Source organism: Asticcacaulis sp., from assembly GCF_035497195.1.
GTDB lineage: Bacteria > Pseudomonadota > Alphaproteobacteria > Caulobacterales > Caulobacteraceae > Asticcacaulis.
In genome coordinates, this window is sequence record NZ_DATJDZ010000017.1 from 181,967 (window position 1) to 205,134 (window position 23,168).

The 23,168-nt window shown below is 60.8% G+C and carries 14 protein-coding genes; 10 read left to right on the forward strand and 4 right to left on the reverse strand.

Translation table 11 applies throughout. The annotated features are described in order from the left end of the window. Positions 1–57: 57 nt before the first annotated feature. A complete protein-coding gene (locus VL130_RS09675; RefSeq protein ID WP_325362662.1) occupies positions 58–972 on the reverse strand; it encodes a dihydrodipicolinate synthase family protein in 915 nt (304 codons plus the stop codon). 223 nt (positions 973–1,195) lie between these two features. On the opposite strand from VL130_RS09675, the gene VL130_RS09680 reads away from it, so the two are divergent. Then, the gene (locus VL130_RS09680; RefSeq protein WP_325362663.1) at positions 1,196–2,971 is read left to right on the forward strand and encodes a DUF885 domain-containing protein; all 1,776 of its coding nucleotides are present in this window, start codon (positions 1,196–1,198) and stop codon (positions 2,969–2,971) included. Positions 2,972–2,980: 9 nt separating this feature from the next. Further along, positions 2,981–4,762, forward strand: coding sequence for a DUF885 domain-containing protein (locus tag VL130_RS09685; RefSeq protein WP_325362664.1), 1,782 nt, complete (start codon positions 2,981–2,983; stop codon positions 4,760–4,762). Here the strand turns inward: VL130_RS09685 and VL130_RS09690 are convergent. Both VL130_RS09690 and VL130_RS09695 read right to left on the reverse strand, forming a co-directional pair. Then, complete coding sequence (locus VL130_RS09690; protein WP_325362665.1) at positions 4,743–8,156, reverse strand: glycosyltransferase; 3,414 nt, start codon at positions 8,154–8,156, stop codon at positions 4,743–4,745. The two genes, VL130_RS09685 and VL130_RS09690, sit on opposite strands and share 20 nt — an antisense overlap. Positions 8,157–8,160: 4 nt before the next feature. Beyond that, on the reverse strand, positions 8,161–9,717 hold the full coding sequence (locus VL130_RS09695; protein ID WP_325362666.1) for a hypothetical protein: 1,557 nt from the start codon (positions 9,715–9,717) through the stop codon (positions 8,161–8,163). Positions 9,718–9,903: 186 nt separating this feature from the next. Between VL130_RS09695 and VL130_RS09700 the strand changes: the two genes are divergently transcribed. Beyond that, positions 9,904–10,521 (forward strand): FMN-binding negative transcriptional regulator, encoded by a 618-nt coding sequence (locus VL130_RS09700; RefSeq protein WP_325362667.1) that lies wholly within the window; start codon positions 9,904–9,906, stop codon positions 10,519–10,521. A 147-nt stretch (positions 10,522–10,668) separates the two neighbouring features. Here VL130_RS09700 and VL130_RS09705 read toward each other — a convergent pair whose 3' ends face one another. Next, positions 10,669–11,472: a helix-turn-helix transcriptional regulator gene (locus tag VL130_RS09705; RefSeq protein WP_325362668.1), complete on the reverse strand. Its 804-nt coding sequence runs from the start codon at positions 11,470–11,472 to the stop codon at positions 10,669–10,671. 134 nt (positions 11,473–11,606) lie between these two features. Between VL130_RS09705 and VL130_RS09710 the strand changes: the two genes are divergently transcribed. The 7 genes from VL130_RS09710 (at position 11,607) to VL130_RS09740 (ending at position 23,084) form a co-directional block, all read left to right on the forward strand. Then, the gene (locus tag VL130_RS09710; protein WP_325362669.1) at positions 11,607–13,106 is read left to right on the forward strand and encodes an amino acid permease; all 1,500 of its coding nucleotides are present in this window, start codon (positions 11,607–11,609) and stop codon (positions 13,104–13,106) included. A gap of 18 nt (positions 13,107–13,124) precedes the next feature. Beyond that, positions 13,125–14,195, forward strand: a complete 1,071-nt coding sequence (locus VL130_RS09715; protein WP_325362670.1) for a PepSY-associated TM helix domain-containing protein — start codon at positions 13,125–13,127, stop codon at positions 14,193–14,195. Positions 14,196–14,442: 247 nt separating this feature from the next. Further along, the gene (locus tag VL130_RS09720; protein WP_325362671.1) at positions 14,443–16,590 is read left to right on the forward strand and encodes a TonB-dependent siderophore receptor; all 2,148 of its coding nucleotides are present in this window, start codon (positions 14,443–14,445) and stop codon (positions 16,588–16,590) included. 110 nt (positions 16,591–16,700) lie between these two features. Next, positions 16,701–18,110, forward strand: coding sequence for an amidohydrolase family protein (locus VL130_RS09725; RefSeq protein ID WP_325362672.1), 1,410 nt, complete (start codon positions 16,701–16,703; stop codon positions 18,108–18,110). Beyond that, positions 18,107–19,363, forward strand: coding sequence for an amidohydrolase family protein (locus VL130_RS09730; protein ID WP_325362673.1), 1,257 nt, complete (start codon positions 18,107–18,109; stop codon positions 19,361–19,363). The genes VL130_RS09725 and VL130_RS09730 overlap by 4 nt, the downstream gene beginning before the upstream one ends. After that, positions 19,360–22,668 carry an amidohydrolase family protein gene (locus VL130_RS09735; protein WP_325362674.1) on the forward strand — a complete coding sequence of 1,103 codons (3,309 nt, stop codon included), beginning with the start codon at positions 19,360–19,362 and terminating at the stop codon, positions 22,666–22,668. The genes VL130_RS09730 and VL130_RS09735 overlap by 4 nt, the downstream gene beginning before the upstream one ends. Then, a complete protein-coding gene (locus VL130_RS09740) occupies positions 22,665–23,084 on the forward strand; it encodes a hypothetical protein (protein ID WP_325362676.1) in 420 nt (139 codons plus the stop codon). The genes VL130_RS09735 and VL130_RS09740 overlap by 4 nt, the downstream gene beginning before the upstream one ends. Positions 23,085–23,168 lie beyond the last annotated feature (84 nt).

The window sequence follows — 23,168 nt, forward strand, 5'->3', positions numbered from 1 at the left end:
AATAAGGGCGGCCCGCGTTACCGCGAACCGCCCTCAGGACGCAAATGGTCTTTAGGTTCAGGCGGCTTTGGTGATCTTGAGGCTTGGGCGCGTGGCGGCGGCCTTTTCGACCATGGCCGTGACTTCGGCGCGGCGGGCGCCGGTCAGCGGCAGGCGGGGCATCCGGACGCGTTCGGAACCACGGCCCATGATCTGCTCGGCCAGCTTGATCGACTGGACAAGATCGTGCTCGGCGTCGAGGTGCAGCAGCGGCAGGAACCAGCGGTAGATCTCGCGGGCGGTGTCGATGTCGCCGGCTTCCAGCGCCTTGACCAGCATGACGGATTCCTGCGGGAAGGCCGAGGTCAGGCCGGAAACCCAGCCTTGGGCGCCCAGCAGCAGGCCTTCAAAGGCCACGTCGTCGAGACCGGCGAAAACGATATAGCGATCGCCGAAAGCGTTATACATATCGGTGAAGCGGCGGGTGTCGGCGGTCGATTCCTTGACGGCGACGATGTTCTTCACCGGGCGCAGGGCTTCGAGCGCTTCATTGGTGATGGCGACACGATAGGCAGTCGGGTTGTTGTACAGCATGATCGGCAGCGTCGTGGCGTTGGCGACCTGGGTGAAGTGCTCGACCAGTTCGGCGGTCTTCGGCACGTAAACCATCGCCGGCAACAGCATCAGGCCATTAGCGCCAAGCTTTTCGGCATCCTTGGCCCAGGCGATGGCCAGGGGCGTGGTCAGTTCGGAGACCCCGGTGACGACCGGCACGCGCCCGGCGACGACTTCGATGATCGCCCCCAGCAGCAGGCGCTTTTCCTCAGCGGTCAGGGAGTTGTTCTCGCCACAGGTGCCCATGGCGATGATGCCGGTGACGCCATCCTTGATCAGGTCATCGACGACGCGTTGCGTATCGACATAATCGATTGAAAGGTCTTCGGTGAATTGCGTCGTTACGGCCGGAAATACACCACGCCAATCGATTGTCATCTCATTACTCCACGAATTTTCGCATTAAACATTATATCGTATACAATGTACAAATTGGTCGCGCAATAGGATCATGCTGTTATCAGAACAAATATTATGTCTGTCGTCACGGTGATTCCCATCGGCATGTTACCGGTATCTATATTAAAGACCCTATAAGGCGGGATTGTCAAAATAAAATATACCGTATACGTTCAACAAAATTGTCATGGGAGACGGTATAATGCGGCACCTGTTCAAAGCGGCTGTGGTTGGAACAATCCTGTCTTGCGGAATAGGTCTGCCGCCCGCCATGCCCGCCTTCGCTACGGTTCCTGTCGCCGCTTCGCCCGGTGACGTCGCTTTCGAGACTCTCTGGAAGGCCGAATGGAAGTGGCGCAAGGCGCTGACCGGTGACAATGACGACGACAGCGGCGAAAACGTGATCCACTCGCATTTCCCCGATGTGTCGAAAACCGCTCAGGACGCCAGGCTGGCTTACTGGACGAACGTCCTGGCACAACTGGACACAATCGATCCCACATCCCTCTCGCCCGGCCAACAGGTCAATTATACGGTCTACCACAACCAGATCGAAACCCTGGCCGCGCAGCAAAAGTTTCGTGGTTACGAGATGCGCTTCGGCTTCTGGAGCGGCCTGAGTTACGCCGCGCGCAAGCCGATGCGCACCGAGCAGGACTATCGCAACTATATCGCCTATCTCAACGACGTGCCGCGTTATTTCGGTCAGAATATCGACAATCTGCGCGCCGGCCTGAAGCGCGGTTTCACGCCATCACAGATTTCGCTGCAAGGCCGCGACTCATCCGTGGCCATCGCCTTCGAGAACAAGACGCCGGAACAGACCGTCTTCTATACGCCGTTCCTAGCCATGCCCGCCTCGATCCCGGCGGACAAACAGGCGGAACTGAAAAAGCTGGGCGCCGAAGCCATCAGCCAGAGCGTCATTCCTGCGCACAAGACCCTTTTGGCCTTCCTGCGCACCGACTATATCCCTCATGCGCGCAAGACCATCGCCGCCTACGACCTGCCCGATGGCAAGGCCTATTACCAGTCGCTGATCCGCGAATACGTCACGCTCGATATGACGCCCGACCAGATCCACCAGATCGGCCTCGATGAGGTGGCGAAGATCAAGGTGGAGATGCAGGCGGTCATGGACGAGGTTGGGTTCAAGGGCAGCTTGCAGCAGTTCAACGATTTCCTCCGCACCGATCCGCAGTTTTACGTCACCACCCCGCAGGCCCTCCTCGATCGCGGCGCCTGGATCTCCAAGGAATTCGACGGCAAGGCGGCGCAATATTTTGGCCGCATGCCGCGGATGCGCTTCGCCGTCATCCCCACGCCAGACGCGATTGCGCCCTATAACACCGGCGGCAATGGCGGCCCCGGCGTGCTGATCCTCAACACCTACAACCTGCCGTCGCGCCCGCTCTATACCCTGCCCGCGCTTGTCCTGCACGAAGGCGCGCCCGGCCATGCCTGGCAGATGCCTCTGGCGCTGGAAAACAAGGATCTGCCTGATTTCCGCCAATCGACCTATATTTCCGCCTTTGGCGAAGGCTGGGCGCTTTATTCGGAACGGCTCGGCGTCGAGATGGGCATATACCATACACCTTACGAACACTTCGGCATGTTGACCTATCAGATGTGGCGCGCCTGCCGCCTTGTGGTCGATACCGGTATGCACGCCAAGGGCTGGACGCGAGATCAGGCCCTGGCTTTCCTGCGCGACAATACCGCCCTGTCCGAGCATGAAATCACCACCGAGACCGACCGCTATATCAATACACCGGGCCAGGCCCTCTCCTACTATATCGGTGAAATGACCATCTGGAAGGCCCGTCACAAGGCCGAGGCGGCGCTGGGTGACAAGTTCGATATCCGCCAGTTCCACGATGCCGTGCTGCAACTGGGGTCTGTGCCCCTGCCGGTTCTTGAAGCCCGCATTGACCGCTTTATCGCCGATGGCGGTAAAGGCCCTTACGCCGACCAATAGGAAATAAACATGATCCGTTACAGCGCCACCCTTACCCTGGCGGCACTCCTGCTGACCGGCGGCATAGCCCAAGCCACCACACCGGCACCGGCCGCAACCTGCGCCAATCCATCGGACAAGGCCATGACCAGCCTCGTCGCCGATTTCGAAGCCCTGTCGGCATCGCGCGATCCTTTGCGTGAAAGCAGCAATGGCAATATCGCAGCGCTTTCGCAATGGCCTGATGACAGCACCGCGGCCTTGTCCGCCTATGGCAAGGCGCTGAACAGCCTGATGTCCCGACTGAAAGCCATTACGCCCGCCAGTCTCTGCCCGGAGCAGGCGCTCAACCAGGCCCTGATCAAGGACCGGCTGGAACTGGAACTCGACGGCCTTCATTTCGATGAAGCCCGCCTGCCCTTCAATACCGGCGACGGTTTCTACACCACGCCGGACTACGCGGCCGCCGGCGTCATCCTGCGCACCGAACCGGAAGCCCGCGCCTGGATCGCCAAGCTGAAGGCCCTGCCCGCCTTTTACGCTACCGAGACGGAAAACATGCAGCGCGGCATCCAGACCGGCTTTATGCGACCAAAACTGGTTGCGACCAAGGCGCTGGCGGTGATGGAAAAACACGCCGCCCAGCCAGTGGCCGATCATAGCCTGCTCAACCCGCTCAAGAACCTGCCGGACAGCATTCCCGCCGCCACACGCGCCCAACTCGTCACCGAAGGCACACAGGTCATCGCCACCCAGGTCCGGCCGGCGGAAGACGCGCTCGTCATCTTTTTCAAGACTGATTACGTGCCAAAGGCGCCGGAGAGCATCGCCATTGGCGACCTGCCCGATGGTAAGGCCTATTACCAGTACCTGATCCACCGCCATGCCTCAACCGACATGACGCCTCAGGCCATTCATGAACTGGGCCTCAGCGAAGTCAAACGCATCCGTGGCGAAATGGACGCCGATATCAAGGCCAGCGGCTTCAAGGGGACGTTCGCCGAATTCCAGACCTTTATCCGCACCGATCCGCGGTTCATCGCCGAAAGCCCGGAAGACTATTACGAGAAAGTCAGCGCCGTGCTGATCCGCGTCCAGGGCCTGCTGCCGCTCTATTTCCACAACCTGCCGCGCCTGCCGGTGACGGTTCACGAGGTCGATCCGCAGCTCAAAAGCTCATCCTCCGGCTATAATCCCGGCAGCCTGACCCAGGGCGTGCCCGGCACGGTGATCATCAATACCGACCATCTCGACCAAAGCCCAACGTCAGGCCTGACCGCCTGGGCCATGCACGAAGGCGTGCCCGGCCACCATCTCCAGATCGCTTTGGCGCAGGAAAACGACGCCCTGCCAAAGTTCCGCCGGCGCGACGACATCAACGCCTTTGTCGAGGGGTGGGCGCTTTACAGCGAACATCTCGGCGTCGAGATGGGCATGTACCGCACGCCTTACGAAGATTTCGGCCGCCTGTCGCTGGAGATGTGGCGCGCCTGCCGTCTGGTGATCGATACGGGGATGCACGTCATGGGCTGGAGCCGCGACCAGGCCGTCTCCTGTCTGCGTGACAATACCGGCCTGAGCGATCGCTCGATCCAGAACGAGGTCGACCGCTATATCGGCTGGCCGGGTCAGGCGCTCGGTTACAAGATCGGCGAAATCCGCATCCGGCAACTGCGCGCCAGGGCGGAAGCCGCGCTCGGCCCCAAATTCGACCTGCGCGACTTCCACGACGAGATACTGAAGAACGGCCCCGTGCCGCTCGATATCCTGTCGCAGCAGGTCGACGTCTGGATCAAACGCGGCGGGAAGTAGTCGCATCCAGCCGCCCGCTGCGTTCCAGCTTGCCCCAGCCGACATTGAGGCCGCGGCCAGCCGACATCAGCGCCTTCAGCACGACATAGTACATGATCTGGCGATAGACAAAGCGCTGCGACAGAAGCCAGAACACGGGATAGCGTTTCTCGCGCGGCTCCAGCCAGTAGGCGATGCCGCCACAGAGGGCGTCAATGGCCAGAAAGGTCAGCCAGTAGATGACCATACGGCCGAGGTCACCGCTGGTCTGCGCCCAGCCGTGTTGCGACACCTGCACGATGGTGGCGACGATATTGACGATCAGGGCGAAATCGATCAGCGGCGACACGACTGAGAACACGATCTGGAACAGCCAGGCTTGCGGCAGGCCGATCCAGGCCAGCCCCTTCGGCTTGCCTGTACGGTAAATGCCGCGGTGCTTCCACAGGCATTGCAGGGTGCCGAAGGCCCAGCGGAAGCGCTGTTTCATCAGTGCGCCGAAGCTTTCCGGCGCCTCGGTCCAGGCCACGGCATCCTGGTCATAGGCCACCTTCCAACCCTTGCGCTGGATGGCGATGGTCAGGTCCTGGTCTTCGGCGAGCGTATTGTGCGGATAATTGCCGACGTCTGCCAGGGCCGTGCGCCGCCACGCCCCGACCGCACCCGGCACCACCATCATGGCGCCGAACATGGCCAGGGCGCTGCGTTCGAGATTCTGCGAGGTGACGTATTCGACCGCCTGCCACTTCGTCACCCAGTTGAAGCGGTTGCCGACCTTGGCGTTGCCGGCCACGGCGCCGATTTCCGGCCGCATGAACCAGCGCACCAGACGGGCAATGGTTTCCGGCTCGAACTGCGTATCGGCGTCGAGCGCGATGATGATGTCGCCCTTGGAGGCGGCGATGCCATTATTGACCGCGCTGGCCTTGCCGGCATTGGCCTGGGTAATCAGACGCACCCGTGACTCATTGGCGAAAGCCCCGGCGACGATGGCGCTGGTATCGTCCTTTGAGCCATCGTCGATGACGATGACCTCCATCGCCACGCCGACACTGGCCAGGACGCGCCGCACCGAGTTTTCGATGACGCGTGCCTCATTATAGGCCGGGATCAGTACGCTGACGAAACTGGCATTGACGAAGGCGACGACGGGCCCGGCCTCTTCCGGCTTGTCATCGCCCGGCGGTTCCATATGGTTGCTGAACTCGGCATAGATGGCGAAACCTGACAACAACAGCGCGCGGCCAATCCCCAGCACAATGGCGATGACAAACAGCCATTTCAGCGCCGCCGCCATCCACGCCATGAACATGAAGATGCCGATATCGAAGCGCACTTCCAGCAGATCCTGGCCGCTCAGTTGCGGCATGACCTGATCGTGCGACAGGCCGACCAGATCGCCGACCGGGACAAACTGGTAACCTTCCGCCTTCAGCTTCTGGATGATAATTGGCAGGGCCTTGAGGGTCTGGCTGCGTTCGCCACCGGAATCGTGCATCAGGATGATCTGGCCGGAACGGCAATCATCAGGTGATGTCTTGCAGGTGGCGGATTGCTCGCTGGCGGCGCCGTCATGCACGCCGTCCATCGTGTTCTGGATAATCTTGTCGACGCCGGGCCTTGTCCAGTCCTCGGAATCGACATGCAGGCCAATATCGGTATAGCCCAATTTCTGCGCCACCAGGGCCGGCACCAGTTCGTCATTGGTCGTCGGTTCGGCGTCGCCGAAATAGGGGGCGCGCAGCAGGCGCATCGACCGGCCGGTATAGGCCTCGACGACGCGCTGGGTTGAATTCAACTCGAACCTGATCTGCCAGTCCGGAATTTTCGACATGTCCGGGTGCGTGTAGGAATGGTTGCCGATATCGTCGCCATCGCGCACCATCTGGCGCAGCAGGGCCGGATGGGCAATCGCCTTTTCGCCGATGACGAAGAAGGTGGCCGGCACCTTTTCCTGTTCGAGAATTTTCAGGATTTGCGGCGTCCAGCGCCCGTCCGGCCCATCATCAAAAGTCAGGGCCAACTTGCCGGGTTTATAGCCGGCGCGCCGGACAACGAAAGGCGTCGGCAGGGTCTGGTAGGTCTCATTCTGCGCCACCCGTGCCTTGTCATAGGTCACGACACGGCGGCCGGTCTGGGGCGTATCCTCGATATGGACCACCTCGCCATTGCCATAGACCTGATTATCGCCGAGCGCGGTCAGCTTGTTGAGGTCAGGCACAGCATTGGTCTGATAGGCAGCGAAAGCCCGCCAGATGGCCGGGTCCTCCGAGCCGAGCCGCCACAGGCCGACGCCTGACACATTGGAATCGGCGATCGTCAGAAGCTGATTCCAGGCACTGACGCCGTCCAGCAGCCAGACCTCGTGATGCAGCCCTTCCTCGTCATAGAAGAAATAGGCATTGCCCGACGCCGGATCGAACTGGATCGGCGCATCGGATTCACGGGCGATGCGCCAGGCCTCGGCCACGGTCGTCGGATCGGCCTTCAACTGGCCATTCGGTTGTTTATACCAGTCATAGCCATAGTTACCGATGCAGACGATCGCCTTGTCCTGCGGCACGCTTTTCAGCGCCTGATTAAGACGTTCGTTGAACCAGCCCTGGGCGGCGATGGCGCCGGCCGGATCGACCATGGAATGCTGGTCGTAGATCATCAGGAACAACTTGTCGGCCACGCTGGCGAAGGCTTTGAGGTTCCAGACAGGATTATCGACCGGGGCGGTCAAGTTCAGCAGGTAGCCCTTGGTCGCAAAGGCGGCGCGAGCCTGCCTGACAAAGTTCAGATAGTTGCGTAAGGCCGGGTCCGGCAGGGTTTCAAAATCCAGCACCACGCCCTGCGCTTTTTCCCTGTCCACCATGTCGAGCATCTGGCCGATCAGTTTCAGGCGCGCCGCAGGATTGGCCAGCAGGCGTGCGGTATTGGCGCCCTGCCATTGGCCGCCGGTAATATTCTGCACCATGATCAGCACGGACGGCCTGTGCTGGGCGTTTTGCAGGGTGTAGGTGAACTGATCATCAGCCAGATAGACGAATTTGTTATCCGCCCCGCCGACATAGGCCAGGCCAGGAATGACCATATCAAGCGTGTTGACATGCTTTTGCAGCGACACCAGTGAGGCGTCGTCGCCGGTTATATAGAAGCCGGCGAGCGTCTGCTGCCCCCTGGCGGCCCCACCGCGCACACTGAGCGGCCGGTGACGTGGCGCGGCGTGGTTCAGCACCATCTTGGAAGCATGGGGCTTGGGATATTCGAGATGCAGATCAAGCCCTTCCGGCACGGGCACCATCAGGATCGACGCCACAAGTCCAACAAACAACACCACGGCAGCAATAATCAGGCTGATCACGCCGAAAAGAGACGCCTTCTTGCGGCGCCCGGTGGGATCATAGAAAATGGGTTTTTGCGTGGGCATCAGTTTATCCGGCATGGGTCAGGATATCGCGGCAGGGCACCAGCCGTCCTGGCTGGAATATACGGGCGAGCCAGACCTGCATATGTGGTTCGAGGTTCGGGCGTTCGACGTTTTGCCACGATCCATTCACCAGCCGGCGATCAATCAGGGTGACGCCCGCAAGGTAGGTCTGGAAATCCGCTGCGGTGGCGAAAGGTGTGAAATCGAAATAGCAGCGTTTGTTCGCCAGACCACGCACCTGGCCCAGCAGGGCGGCAGGCGTTTCGGGCAAACCGTCCTCCCCCTGGGCTGGCGTCAGCAAGGTAACGTCCCGTCCGTAATAGATTTCACCGATATTATCGACATTGGCCGAATCCAGCCCCGGTACAGGCAACTGGAAGTACACCACGGCATCGGCGGGTGGTCCGGCGCTTTTCAGGTACGCCAGGGAGGTCGCCGGAAACTGGAACTCATCGAAGGAATCCATGATCGACTGAACCAGCGCGCCATTATCGGCATAGGCCAGCGAAAAGACGGCAGCGGCGCACATGGCGACAACCGGCCACAAGGTCACCGGGCGGGCCATGCCTTCCTGTTTGCGGATATGCACGAATAAGCCGACCAATCCGGCAATGGTCAGCACAATGCCATAGCCGATGGTGCGCGTATTGTAGGGATCGAACTGGGTGCGCAGCCGCAGGGCAAAGGCCAGCGCCAGAAAGCTGAGGCCGGCCAGGGTGATGAACAGCGCCGCCGGTCGCGCGCCCTCTCCGCCTCTCACACGGGAAAGCTGGCGGAAGGATACGCCGATCAGCAGGATGGCCGCGATCAATACACCCAGTCCATTGATACCAAGCGCGATCAAAAATTGCCGCACCAGCAACTGAGGCGCTTCCGGTGCGGTTACACGGGGCATACCGGTCGCAAAGCCGGTGAGTTCATGATTGAAGACCTGCCAGGCGACGAAGGCCACGCCGGCGATACAGAAACACGGAAAGACGCGCAGAGCCGTTTGCTTACCAAATGCCGGCCAGGTGCACATAAACATCAGAAAGGCGAACGGTCCGAAGACATAACGCGCCGAACAGCCGAGGATCAGGAAACCCGTCAACAAGACATAGGGCAACCATTTTCGATTGTCGGCGTGGATCAGCGAGAGGGCGAAAACCACCCCGCAAAAGCAGAACAGCAGAAGGTTTTCGGACCAGGTGTACATGCCGATGATCAAGGTCACCGGATTGAGCACGACCAGCGCCGCCATGAAGACGTGACGTGAAGCTTTCAGCACAAACCAGAAACTGGCCGCCAGCAGAATCAGGTTGATAACCTTGCTGCTGATCATCATCACGCCGGGGGTAGCGATTGGCGTAGTCAGGGCCAGGATCGCCGGATAGCCGCACGGATAGACGGCGCTGTATTCGCCATGCAGGCTGCATCCCTGGCCATGACGCAGCGCCTGGGCCAGCAGCATGTAGTACCAGGAATCGACGCTGATATAGCCGAACAATACGGCCATAAGCGCCATTACGGCCAGCAACGAGGTGACCGCGATCAGGTAAATGAGTGAGCTATTGCGCGGCATGTGGCCTGAACAGAAGCGGGATGACCACTTGAAATATTTGGTTTGCGCAACCTATACGCAGCCGCCGGCCACAACCTTGCGCACGCCGGCAAAGATTCGGCGCGGTGATGCCGGTTGGCCCAAAAACAGGACGGTTGGGCCTAAATTCCGGCTGCGTCTTGCCCGTCTTCACGTTAGAACATCATCATGGACCCCAAACCCGCCAAGTACGCCCCGAAATCCGACGCCGATATCATCGATATCGTCACACGGTTTCCCTTCGCCTGGATTGTTTCCGCCGCCGATGGATTCGGCGCGACACAGCTACCCATCCGGCCCCACATCGCAGACGGCAAGCTGACGGGCCTGATCGGCCACTTTGGGCGCAACAACCCGCAGATTGAACGCCTGCGCGCCAATCCCCGCGCCCTGTTGCTGCTCACCGGGCCGCAGGGCTATATCTCGCCCTCCTGGCTGACGGACCGGACCCAGGCTCCCACCTGGAACTATGCCAGCCTCGCGTTTGACTGTGATATCCGTCTGATCGAAGACGCCGCCGGCATAGAGGCGCTCCTGCGTGATCTCATCGACACGATGGAGGCGGGCCGTGACGCCGCCTGGTCACTGGACGACATGGGCGAACGGGCGGCCAGGCTGGCGCGCGGCGTGGTCGGTTTCCATGCCCGCATTATCGACGTGCAGGCCGCGTTCAAGCTGGGCCAGGACGAAGGCGCCCAGGAGTATGGGGAAATCCTGACGGCGCTCGACCGCGAGGGCGCGACGGACCTGGCGGCCATCATGCGGCAGCAGAACCCCGACCGCTGATCTCAGAGGTTGTTTTGAAAATGCGTCAGGCTGAGCCGAAACGGGCTGATTTCGAGAACCGGCGCGCAGCGTACTTAAGTACGTGAGCACCGGAAGCGCAGAAAGTAGCCCGTTGCAGGCCAGCATCACGCATTTGCAAACAGCCTCTCAGGACGTTTCCGGCTTAGTCAGTTGATTGAAATACTGGCTGGGCGGCGTACCGAAAGCCCGCTGGAACATGGTGCCGAAGGCGCTGGGGCTGTTATACCCCACCTCATAGGCCACGGTCGTCACCGATTTGCCCGACGCCAGCATCGACACCGCCTCCGCCAGCCGCACCTGTTGCCGCCATTCCGAAAACGTAATGCCCGTTTCCCGGCGGAAGGCACGCGTGAAGGTGCGGCGCCCCATACATGCCACCTCCGCCCAATGATCCAGATCGTCTTCCGTCGCCGGATCATCCATGATCTTCCGGCAGATGCGGGTAAGGCGCGGATCTTTCGGCATGGGTATATTGAGGGCCGACGCCGGATGTTCGACCGCCTCGGCGATCTCATCGAGAATCAGATCCATGATGCGCGCTTCGCGGCCATTCAGGCTGTATTCGATAGGCAGGTTGCCCGCCTCAATGATGAGTTCGCGCAGCAGGGGCGATATTTTCAGGCTCTGGCAGCGCTTCGGCATCCGGATATCGACATCCGGCTCAACATACAGCGTCCGCAGCGACACGTTGCCCCGGCAATGCGCCTCATGGCGGACGCCGGCCGGCATCCAGACGCCGCGTTGCGGGGGGATGGTGAAACTGACCTCATCGGTTATAACCGACATCACCCCCGCCGTGGCATAAAGCAACTGGGCGCGCTCATGGCTGTGCGGCGGATCAACATAGTCCGGCGCATATTCATCAATCAACACCCCTATCGGGCGGTTGACCTTCTGATAGTCTTCCCCATGCGTGCTGCGCGTTATCATGTGGCCCGTTATAGATGATTTACGCTCCATTCGCTGTAGCGCGCCAGACACACACGACGCATAAAAATAATCCGCATACTGCACATTCGAGAGTCCTGCTGCCATTACATTGAATTCCAGCACCGGAGCCAACCATGCCTGCCAGACTGTTCGCCCGAAAATCGATTGAAGCCCTACAAGCGGAAGAACACCCCCTGCACCGGACGCTCGGCGGGTTCCAACTGATGCTTCTGGGGATCGGCTGCATTGTCGGCGCGGGGGTCTACGTCATGACCGGCACCGCCGCCGCCCATTTCGCCGGACCGGCGGTCATGCTGTCGTTCCTGCTGGCCGCGACCGCCTGCGGCTTTACGGCCCTGTGCTACGCCGAACTCGCCTCGACGATTCCGGTATCCGGCTCCTCCTACACCTACGCCTATGCCACCCTCGGCCAGGTTGTGGCCTGGGGGCTGAGTTGGTTGCTGATGCTGGAATATGGCCTCGCCGGCTCCGCCCTCGCTGTCGGTTTTTCCAGCTACCTGGTCAGTTTTCTCACTGATTTCGGCGTCCATGTGCCCGCCTGGTTGTCCACACCTTCGGTCGTGTCCACCGTCGTGGATGGCCGGACCAGCTTTTCGCTGAGCGGCGGTGTCAATTTGATCGCGGCGGTGGCGCTGCTTATCAGCGCCGTTATCCTGTGCCTGGGGGTTTCCAAGTCCACGCTCGTCACCACCGTGCTTGTCTTCATAAAGGTATCCGTGCTTGTCGCCTTTGTCGCCGTCGGCACCGGCGCGGTGAACCCGGCCAACTGGACCCCGTTCATCCCGGCAAATGAGGGCGGTTTCGCCTTTGGCTGGCAAGGCGTTGTCCGGGGCGCCTCCATCCTGTTTTTTGCTTATTTGGGCTTTGAAACGGTATCGACCGCCGCCTGCGAGACGAAAAATCCGCAAAAGAACATGCCGATCGGCATTTTGGGCGCCCTCTTCGTCTGCACGGCGCTTTATATAGCGGTGGCCGCGGTCCTGACCGGCCTCGTGCCCTATAAGGAACTCGGCGTCGCCGACCCGATCGCCGTCGCGGTCGATCGTATCGGCCTGCCGGCTTTTTCGCTGATTATCAAGATCGGCGCCCTGACCGGCCTCGCCTCCGTCCTGCTGGTAAACGGCTACGGCCATTCGCGCATCTGCTACGCTATGGGCCGTGACGGCCTGATACCGCCGCTGTTCTCGAAGGTAAATCCCCGCTTCAGGACGCCGGTCTGGGGCACGATCACCGTATGCGTCATCTCGGCCATTATCGCGGCCTTCCTGCCCATCTCCGTGCTGGGCGACATGGTGAGTTTCGGCACGGCGCTGGCCTTTTCGATCGTCGCTTTCAGCCTGATCTGGCTGCGCAATAATCGGCCCGATCTGCACCGGCCCTTCCGCGTGCCGTTTGGTGGCTTCACCATCGGCAAGGTGTGGATCGGCTATGTGCCCTTGCTGGCCATTGTGCTCTGCCTCGGCATGGTTATCCCGGTCGGCATGGATATTATCTCACAGGCCGGTCGCGGCGATGTTCTGCCGGCCATTTTCCTCGGCCTGTATCTGCTGGCGGGCGTACTGATCTACGCCTTCTACGGTTATCGTAACGCATATCGGCCAGACGCCGAATAAACCGGGGGGTATTCCGACATGCAGATCAAGACAATCCACCGCTATATCAGCCTCGTTTTCGCCGCGCTCTGGGTGTTTCAGGCGGCCACGGGCTGTCTGATCGTCTTCCGCTGGGAACTGGATGACGCCGGTGTCGCTGGCAGCCGCGCCGCCTTTCAGGCCGAACGGCTAGGGGCGCGCCTCGACAGCCTGGCGGCACAACCCGACACGCATATTTCGTCCGTCTGGTCGGCCAATGACAGTGCCAACCGCTTCGATATTTTCTACAGCCATGCCGATGCGGACCGCACCCTGCGCGTCGATGGCCAGGGCGACTCCTTGCGCGACCGCCGCAACGACACCCTCTCCGACGGCAATATCTTTGACCGCCTGAGCGAGCTTCACATGGCCCTGATGCTGGGTGATACCGGCCGCGCCTTCCTGGGCCTCAGCGGCATTCTCCTCCTGACGAACATCGCCCTGGGCCTCAAACTCGCCTGGCCACGCGCCGGTCAATGGATAAAGGCCTTGCGCCGGCCCAAGGGCAAGGCTGCCGTTCCCCTTCTTTATGGCTGGCACCGGATGCTCGGTTTATGGATGGCCGTGCCGGCGTTTATCACCATTTCCGCCGGCGTCCTGTTGGCTTTTGACGATGGTCTTGAGGGGCTTTTCAAGGCGGCGATCCCCGCGCCCGCCGCGTCCGCGTCTGCCTCGGAAACCTGGATCAAACCTTCCGCCGCGCTGACCACGGCGCTTGCGCAATATCCGGGCGCCACCCTCTCCGGCTTCTCGATGCCTGATTCGGATACGCCGTGGTACAAGGTACGCCTGCGGGTAAAAGGCGAGATGCCGCGCATCTGGGGCCTGACCACGATCTACATCAGCGCGCAGGATGGCCGCACACTGAGTAATTACGACGCCCGCCAAGCTCATGCTCCGGCCCGCTTCATGCTCGACACCATCTATCCGCTGCATACCGGGCAAATCGGCGGCGTTACAGGTCGTATTGTGCAGTTGCTCATTGGCCTGTGGCTGATGACCATGATCGGAATAGGCATCAGTTTGTGGTGGACGCGCAGACGCCTTATGAAAAAGAATATCGTGCGATAAATGACAACGCATTCAAAAAATATTGCGTTGCACAAAATATTTTCGCATTTCCTCCCGTTTTTTGCCTGTTTCGAGCAAAACTGAAGCACTTTGGCAACACGCGATCCGGCATCCACTTTACGCGGCCTGATCGCAAGATAAACTGTCCTGAGCTAAACATCGGGCCTTCAAAAAAGAGCGTTACACTTTCATCACGTTAACAAGACATTTTCTTATCATGAGCAATTCAATAAGGAGCGGAGTTGAAATGCTGACCCAACGGACTTTCATAAAGAAAACCATCACCCGGACCTTGCTTCTGGCGACAGTCGCAACCGCCTGTATCAGCGGCGCCGCCGTGGCGCAGGACGATAATGACGGCCTGAAGACGACCAAGGAAACGGTCGACGGCACGACCCTCGTCATCATCAAGTCTAAGCGCTTCGTACCCGCCGGCGCCATGTCGGCCAACAAGACGGACATTCCCCTGATCAAAACGCCGCAGTCGGTGTCCGTTATCAGCCGCGACCAGATCGATCTGCTGGGCTTTACCGATCTGCAACAGGCCGTGCGCTATACGTCCGGCGCTTTTGGCGAAAACTACGGTCCTGACCTGCGCTATGATTTCATCACCCTGCGCGGGTTCACGCCCAAACAGTATATTGATGGCCTGGCCGCGCCGGTCACTTCGACGATCTTCTCAACCGGCGTTGATCTCTACGCCTTCGACTCAGCCAGCATCATCAAGGGACCAGCCGCCACGCTTTACGGCAACTCCCCTCCGGGCGGCCTCTATAACGAGACCAGCCGTCGCGCCAGCCGCAACTTTGGCGGTGAAATCCAGGCCAAGCTCGGCAATTATGACTACAGATCACTCGCCGGCACGGTGACCGGGGCGCTCAGTTCGTCTGTATCCGCCCGCCTGACCGGTCTTTATCTTGATCGCGGCGCCGAACGTGATGGCGTCTCGGCCAAGCGCAGCCTGATCGCGCCGACCGTGACCTGGAAGATCACCGACGCCGACACCCTGACCGGCCTGGCCTATTTGCAGGATGACGAGGTTGACGGCGACACCAACGGCTTCCTGCCGGTTCTCGGCACCCTGCTGCCCAACCCGAACGGCGGGGTGAGCGAATCCACCAATCTCGGCGAACCCGATTACAATACCTACAAACGCAACCAGTGGGCCGTCGGCTATGACTACACCCACAAGTTCTCCGACAACCTGTCGTTTGAATCAAACGCCAAATACAGCAAGTACCGCGAAAACAGCGTCGTGGTCTACGGAACCTGGCTTGAAGCCGATAATCGCACTGTCGATCGCAGCCTCTATCCTTATATGGAAAATGTGGAAAGCTTTGCTGTCGACAACCGTCTGGACGGCACCTTCACATCGGGCAGCGTAACGCACAAGGTTCTTGCCGGGATCGATTATCGTAACGTCAAAAATTTCGCGGCCTATAACTTCCTCGGTTTCTCGCCGATCGATCTTTATAATCCGGTATATAATGCCACGCCCCTGCCGGCCTACACCTATCCCTACATCTTCAATAACCAGCGCCTGGAGCAAACGGGTCTTTATGTGCAGGATCAGATCGGTCTCCAGAAGCTTTTTGTGACGCTGGGCGGCCGATATGACACCGACGAAACCACGCAGCTCGCTACCGGCAGCAAGACCAAGGATGGCAAATTCACCTATCGCGTGGGCGCCAACTATGTCTTCGATTCCGGCTTTGCCCCCTATGCCAGCTATTCGACCTCGTTCGAGCCGGTAATTGGGACCGATACAGCCACCGGTATTGCTTTCATACCCAGCGAGGGCGAACAGTCCGAACTGGGCATAAAGTATGACGGCCGCACGCTGGATAACGGCGTCAGGCTCTTTGCCACCGCCGCGATTTACGACATCAAGCAGACCAATGTCGTTTCGACGGTGTATTCGCCGGCATTCGCCAGCACCCAGGTCGGCGAAGTCGAAGTCAAGGGCTTCGAGACCGAGTTCGTGGCGCGTATCAACGAGCAGTTCTCGATCAACGGCTCCTACACCTATACGGATAGCGAAGTCCTGGCCAGCAACGATCCACTTCAAGTCGGCGGTCCGCTCATGACTACGCCGAAGGATAAGGCCTCCCTGTTTGCCGACTATACGCTGAAATCCGGCAACCTCGGCGGTCTCGGTTTCGGTCTGGGCGTGCGTTACACCTCCAAGAGCCTCGGTTCCAATGGCGCCGGCTATTGGGGGCAGCAATCGACCCTGTTCGACGCGGCGGTTCACTATGACACCCCGGCCTGGCGCATCGCCCTCAACGGCAGCAACATCACCGACGTCAAATATGTCGCCCGCTGCTCTGGTTACGTCGGCTGTACTTATGGCGCCGGCCAGACCTGGACCGCAACGCTGACACGGAAGTTCTAATTAAAATCAGGCCCGTTTTTCGATACGCGAAGACGGGCCTGATGTATTATGTTTGCTTAAGATAAAAAGATCAGGGCGGTTTCATGAAATGCTTTCTTCGCGCAATGGGAATGTCCCTGATCGCCCTGTCTCTGGCCTGCCCTGCCGACGCCAAACCGCGTCCGCACCGTCCCGCCCCGCACGATAAGGCCCCGATTGCGAAACCGGCGGCGGTTATCCCCTTTATGCTCGGCGGCAATCCCAGCACCTACAAGCCCCTGCCCCGTCAGGACCTGCTGATTACCCACGCCACCGTGCTCGATGGCGCCGGTCATCGCTTCGATGACGCCGACGTGGTGAGCCGTGACGGCAAGATCGTGGCGATTGGCCCACATCTCGATGGTGGTAATGCCCGCGTGATCGACGCCAAAGGGCGCTGGGTGACGCCCGGCCTCATCGATCCGCACAGCCACAACGGCACCTATTCCATGCCGCTGACCTCGATCGACAACGAATCCGGCGATGTGTCCGAAATGAGCGGCCCGATCGCCGCCGACACCTGGATCGAACACGCCATCAATACCCAGGACGCCAGTTTCATCTACGCCTTGCAGGGCGGGGTGACGACGCTCCAGGTCCTGCCCGGATCGACGCCGCAGATCGGCGGACGGGCGGTGACCCTGCACACCATCCCCGCCACCACGGTCGCGGCGATGAAATTCCCCAATGCGCCGCAAGGCCTCAAGATGTCATGCGGCGAGAACGCCAAGGGCTATTTCGGCGGCAAGGGCCAGAAGCCGACCAGCCGCCAGGGCGAAATGGCCAATTTCCGCGATGTCTTCAGCCAGGCCGTCGCCTATCGCGGCATGTGGGAACACTACCAGAAAGACCCGCACGGTCCGCCGCCAACGCGCGACCTGAAACTCGACACCCTGGCCGCGACGCTCGATGGCGATCTTCGGGTTCAGGTCCATTGCTACCGCGCCGACGACATGGCCGAAATCCAGGCCCTGGCCACCGAGTTCGGCTTTAAAATTACGGCCTTTCACCATGCGGTCGAAGGGTACAAAAACCCGGAATTGTTCACCAAAACGGACACCTGCGCCGTCGTCTGGTCCGACTGGTGGGGCTTCAAGATGGAGGCCAATGACGGCATCCGCGAAAACGCCGCCCTGCTCGACGCTGCCGGGGCGTGCGTCACCATGCACTCGGATTCGCCGGTTATCGGCCAGTGGCTGAACATCGAAGCGGCCAAGGCGGCTGGCGCCGGGCGGCATATGGGGCTGGCCGAACCGCCGGAGCACATCATCAAATGGATCACCAGCAATCCGGCCAAGGTGCTGGGTCTGGAAGACCGCATCGGCACCCTGGCCCCCGGTTACAATGCCGATATCGTCATCTGGTCGGGTGATCCGTTCAGCATCTACACCAAGGCCGATACCGTGCTGATCGATGGCGCCATCGCCTATGACCGCTACGATCCGGCCTACCAGCCGCTGAGCGATTTCCAGCTTGGCCGCAAAGCGGGAGGTGTCCAATGATCCGCTTTCTTGCCCTTGCTCTGCTTCTGATGCCTGCGGCTGTTTCCGCACAGGATATGGCCATCACCCATGCCGAAGCCTGGCCGATGACTGGCAACGGCAAGGTGTCCGACGCCACGATTATCGTCCATGATGGCCGGATCGTCTCCGTAACGGCGTCCGGCGGCGTACCCGAAGGCACGGTCGTTATCGACGCCGGCGGACGCATGGTGACGCCCGGCCTGATGAACGCCGCCACCCAGCTTGGCTTGGTCGAAACCGGCGCGGCCGACGAGACCAACGACAAATCGAGCAGCAACACCACGCTTGGCGCAGCGTTCGATATCCAGTACGCGCTCAACGCCAACAGCGTGCTCCTGCCCGTGGCGCGCGCCGATGGCCTGACCCGCGCCGTCAGCTACCCTGGAGCTGCGGGCACGGCCCCCTTTATGGGGCAGGCCGCGGTGATCAAACTGGTTGAAAGCGGTGATACTCTCGACCACGCCCAGGCGGCGATGTACGTCCAGATCGGCAGCGCCACGCTTTCCACCGCCGGCGGATCACGCAGCGCGCAATGGCAACTCCTGCGCAATGCCCTGACCGAGGCAGGCCGCTACAAACCGGGCAAACCCGATCAGCCGATTACGCGCCTCGATGCTGAAGCCTTGCAAAAGGTGCTGGGGGGCCAGCTTCTGGTCATCCTCACCCAGCGCGAATCCGATATCCGTCAGGCCATTGCCCTAGCCAGGGATTTCAAGCTGCGCGTGGCAATCATGGGGGCTAACGAGGCCTGGCGCTGTGCCGATGCGCTGGCGACGGCGAAAATACCCGTCATTCTCGATCCAATGGACAACCTGCCGATCAGCTTTGACCAGATCGGCGCCCGTCTCGATAACGCCGCCATTCTCGGCAAGGCGGGCGTGCCGCTGGCCTTCTACGCCTCCGGCAATACCATCTACCTCTCCTATGACGCCGGCGAAGCGATGCGCGAGGTCGCCGGCATGGCGGTCGCCAACGGCCTGCCTTATGAAACGGCGCTTGCATCCATGACTCGCAGTCCGGCCGCCATATTCGGCATCAATGATCATTACGGTACGCTGGCGAAGGATCAGGACGCCGATCTCGTTATCTGGGACGGCGATCCGCTCGAACCCGGCAATTATCCGTGGAAGGTCTTCGTTCAGGGCCACGAGGCCTCGCGGGAAACACGCCAGACCCTGCTGCGCGACCGGTACGCCAAACCCGCCGCCCTGCCTCCGGTTTACCAGAAATGAAAAAGCTGCCTCTCGTCGCCCTGCTGGCGCTTTTCGCCGCCTCGCCAGCCTTTGCTCATGACGACGACCTGCCCGTGCCGTTCGGCAATGCCGTTGGCTGGATCAAGGACGGCGCCGGCGCACTCGATAATGTCCGCCCGCGCCAACTTAAGGGGCAGGTCCTGCCGCTCAAGGCCACGCGCAAGATCAGCTTCGACACCACAGAAGGCACCTGGATGTCGCTGGCCGTCTCGCCCAATGGCAAGACACTGGTCTTCGACATGCTGGGCGATATCTATGCACTGGATGCCAAGGGCGGACAGGCCAAACCCCTGCGCACCGGCCTGCCGTTCGAGTCCCAGCCGGTTTTCTCGCCCGATGGCAAACAGATCGCCTTTATCAGCGACGCCTCCGGCGCCGACAATCTATGGATCATGAAGGCCGATGGCACGGGCGCGCGTCAGATCAGTTTCGGTGAGGACGACACCGTGCTTTTGTCACCCGAATGGGCGGCGGACGGCCAGACCCTCACCCTCAGCCGCTACCGCCCCAGCTATAATGCCTACGAGCTTTGGCGCTATGGGCTTGATGGCGCGGAAAGCCTGATCATTCCCGCCAAGGCCACGGCTGATCAGGGCCGCGACGCCTGGGCCAGCAGCCTTGGCGCCACGCCTTCACCGGACGGCAAATCGCTCTACATGGCGCGCCACCTGGGTTCTGACGATCCCGACCAGCGCGACGAGTGGGCCATTGTCAGACGTGACATCGCCAACGGCGTGGAAACCACGCTCATCGCCGAACCGTCCGGTTCCGGCCACAGCCGCAATCCCGGCGCCTATTTCCGGCCGGCCGTCTCGCCTGATGGCCGCTACCTCGCCTATGCCACCCGCTTCGACAACCAGACCGGCCTGCGCCTGCGTGATTTGCAAACCGGCGAAGACAAGTGGCTGGCCTTTCCGGTGACGCACGATCAGGTGCAGGCCAATAGCTGGCTTGACCTGCTGCCGCGCTATACCTTTACTCCTGACAGCCAATCGATCCTGATCACCGTTGGCGGCAAGTTCCAGCGTATCGCTTTGGATGGCAAGGCCACGCCGGTGCCGTTCGCCGCCCATGTGCAACTGGCGCTTGGCGCGCTCAGCCGGCAGAAAATCACCGAAGACACCGGCCCGATCCACGCCCATATCATCCAGACGCCGCAGATGTCGCCGGATGGCTCGCAAATGGCCTTTTCAGCGCTCGGCAAAATCTACGTCATGCCGCTATCAGCCGCCGCCAAACCGCGTGAAATCGCTGATGGCTGGCAGCCGTCGTGGTCGCCGGATGGCAAGTCTCTCGCTTATGTCACCTGGTCGGCGCGCAATTCGGGCGATGTCTGGACCGTGACGCTCGATGGCGGCGCGCCGAAAAAGATCAGCCCGGCCTCCGACTACTACACCTACCCGGTCTTCACGCCGGATGGCGCGCAGGTGCTGGCCGAACGCTCGCCCCAGCGCGACCGCCTGCGCCTTTATATGGAATACGGCGCGCTGCGCGAAGCGACCCTGGTCAGCCTGCCGGTGGCGGGCGGTGCTGCGCGGGATATCGCCAGCCTGACAATGGGCCAACGTCCGACCTTCACCCGTGAACCGGATACCGCCTATCTGCAAACCGGCGCGGGCCTGTCGCGTATCGACCTCAAGACCGGCGCGGTCACCGATATCGTTTCGGTCAATGGTCCCGGCTGGTATTTCCAGGATGGCCCGGTGGCGGTCGATGCCTTGCGTCTGTCACCCGATGGCAAGTGGATCGCCGCCCTGGTCGGCCAGCAACTGCATGTCGTCGCGCGTCCCACCGCGGATATCAAGCAGATCGACCTGTCCGATCCGAAGCTCAAGCACCGCCGTATCACCAATGTTGGCGCCGATTTCTTTGAATGGTCGGCGGACGGCAAGACACTGACCTACAGCCTGGGTTCGACTTTTTACGAGCGCTCACTCGACAGCATCACCTTTGACGACACACCCAACTGGTCGGCCGATCCGGGCAAGCCGGTCTCGTATCATGCCGATGTCGTCGTGCCGCGTGATGAACCCAAGGGCCTGCTGCTCTTGCGTGGCGGCACGGCCCTGCCTATGGACGCGCCCGCCATACCCGACGCCGATATCCTGATCGACGGCAACCGCATCGCCAAAATCGGCCCGCGTGGCAGTTTCGATGTTCCCGCCGATGCGATGATCCGCGATGTCACCGGCAAGACGATCATGCCCGGTTTTATCGATACCCACGATCATATCGGTACGGTCCGCCGCGATATCCTTGATACCGAGGATTGGGCCTTGCGCGAACGCCTGGCCTATGGCGTCACCACCAGTTTCGACCCTTCCACTCTGACGATCGACGAAATCGCCTACAAGGACATGCTCGACGCCGGCCTGATGACCGGCCCGCGCCTGCCTTCCACCGGCACGGCCATCTTTTCCTTCAACCGCTTCTCGTCACTGGATGAAACCCGCAAGGCGCTCAGCCGTTACCGTGACGATTACGGTCTCCACAACATCAAGTCCTATCGCGCCGGTGACCGCAAGGTCCGCCAGTGGATCAATATGGCCGCCCTCGATCTTGGCCTGCAGCCGACGACCGAAGGCGCGTTATCTTTCAAGCTTGACCTGACACAGATCATGGACGGCTATTCCGGCAATGAACACGCGCTGGTCACCCTGCCGATCTATAATGACGTCATTCAGTTACTGGCGCAGAGCCGCACCAGCTACACGACGACCTTGCAGATTACCAATGGCGGGGCCACCGGCCAGGATTATTTTATCGCCCGCGACACCCCCTCCGCCAGCGACAAGTACCGCCACTACACGCCGCATTTCGCCCTGGCGCAAATGACCACGCGCCTCGACCAGTGGCTACCGCTGTCGGAATACGCCTTCCCAACCGTCGCCAAGGGCGCGGCTGATATCCAGCGCGCCGGCGGGCTTGTCGGCATCGGCGCCCACGGCAATACGCCGGGCGTTGGCTTCCACTGGGAGCTTGAGGCACATGTCATGGGCGGCATGACGCCAGAAGAAGCGCTTCACGCCGGTACGCTCGGTTCGGCCGAAACCATCGGCCGTGTCGGTGAAATCGGCAGCCTGACGCCGGGCAAGTTCGCCGACCTGCTGATCCTCAATGCTGATCCGCGCCAGGATATCACCAATGCCTGGAAGATCGTCCAGGTGATGAAAAACGGCCGGCTCTACGACACGGCCAACCTGAACCAGGTCTGGCCGGACACCGTTTCCGCGCCTGAACCCTGGTTCGCCAACGAATACCCAAACAGTGGAGAAAACAAATGATAAAGTCCGTTCTCGTGGCCGTCAGCCTGTTGCTTTGCGCCCCCGTTGTGGCCGCCGCCGCCGAACCGGCCCCCGTCGCCAGTACCATGGTCGAGATCTACCGCATCGCGCCGGGCCAGCATCAGGCCTTCCTGGAATTCATCGCCAAGTGCGACGAGGCCAACAAGCTCGCCGGTCTGCCGCCGCGCCAGCTCTATATCCACAGCGACGGCGCCGACTGGGATTTCCTGCTGCTTCAGCCGGCCCATACACCGCCGGAAAAGGCCGCCGCCTTCGACGCCGCCTGGGATAAGGTCGGCCTGCCATCCGGTTCGAATTTCTTCTTTGAAATCCGCAAATATATCGCCGAGCACACCGACACCGTGACGAAGGGGCCTACGACCGCCGCCGACTATCTGGCGACCGCGAGCAAGTAGACCGTCGTTTGGCCCGTTCGGAACATTAATTGATCCGCACATCGTAGTCCGGCCCGCCCGCTCACCGCTAAAAGTCATTGAAAT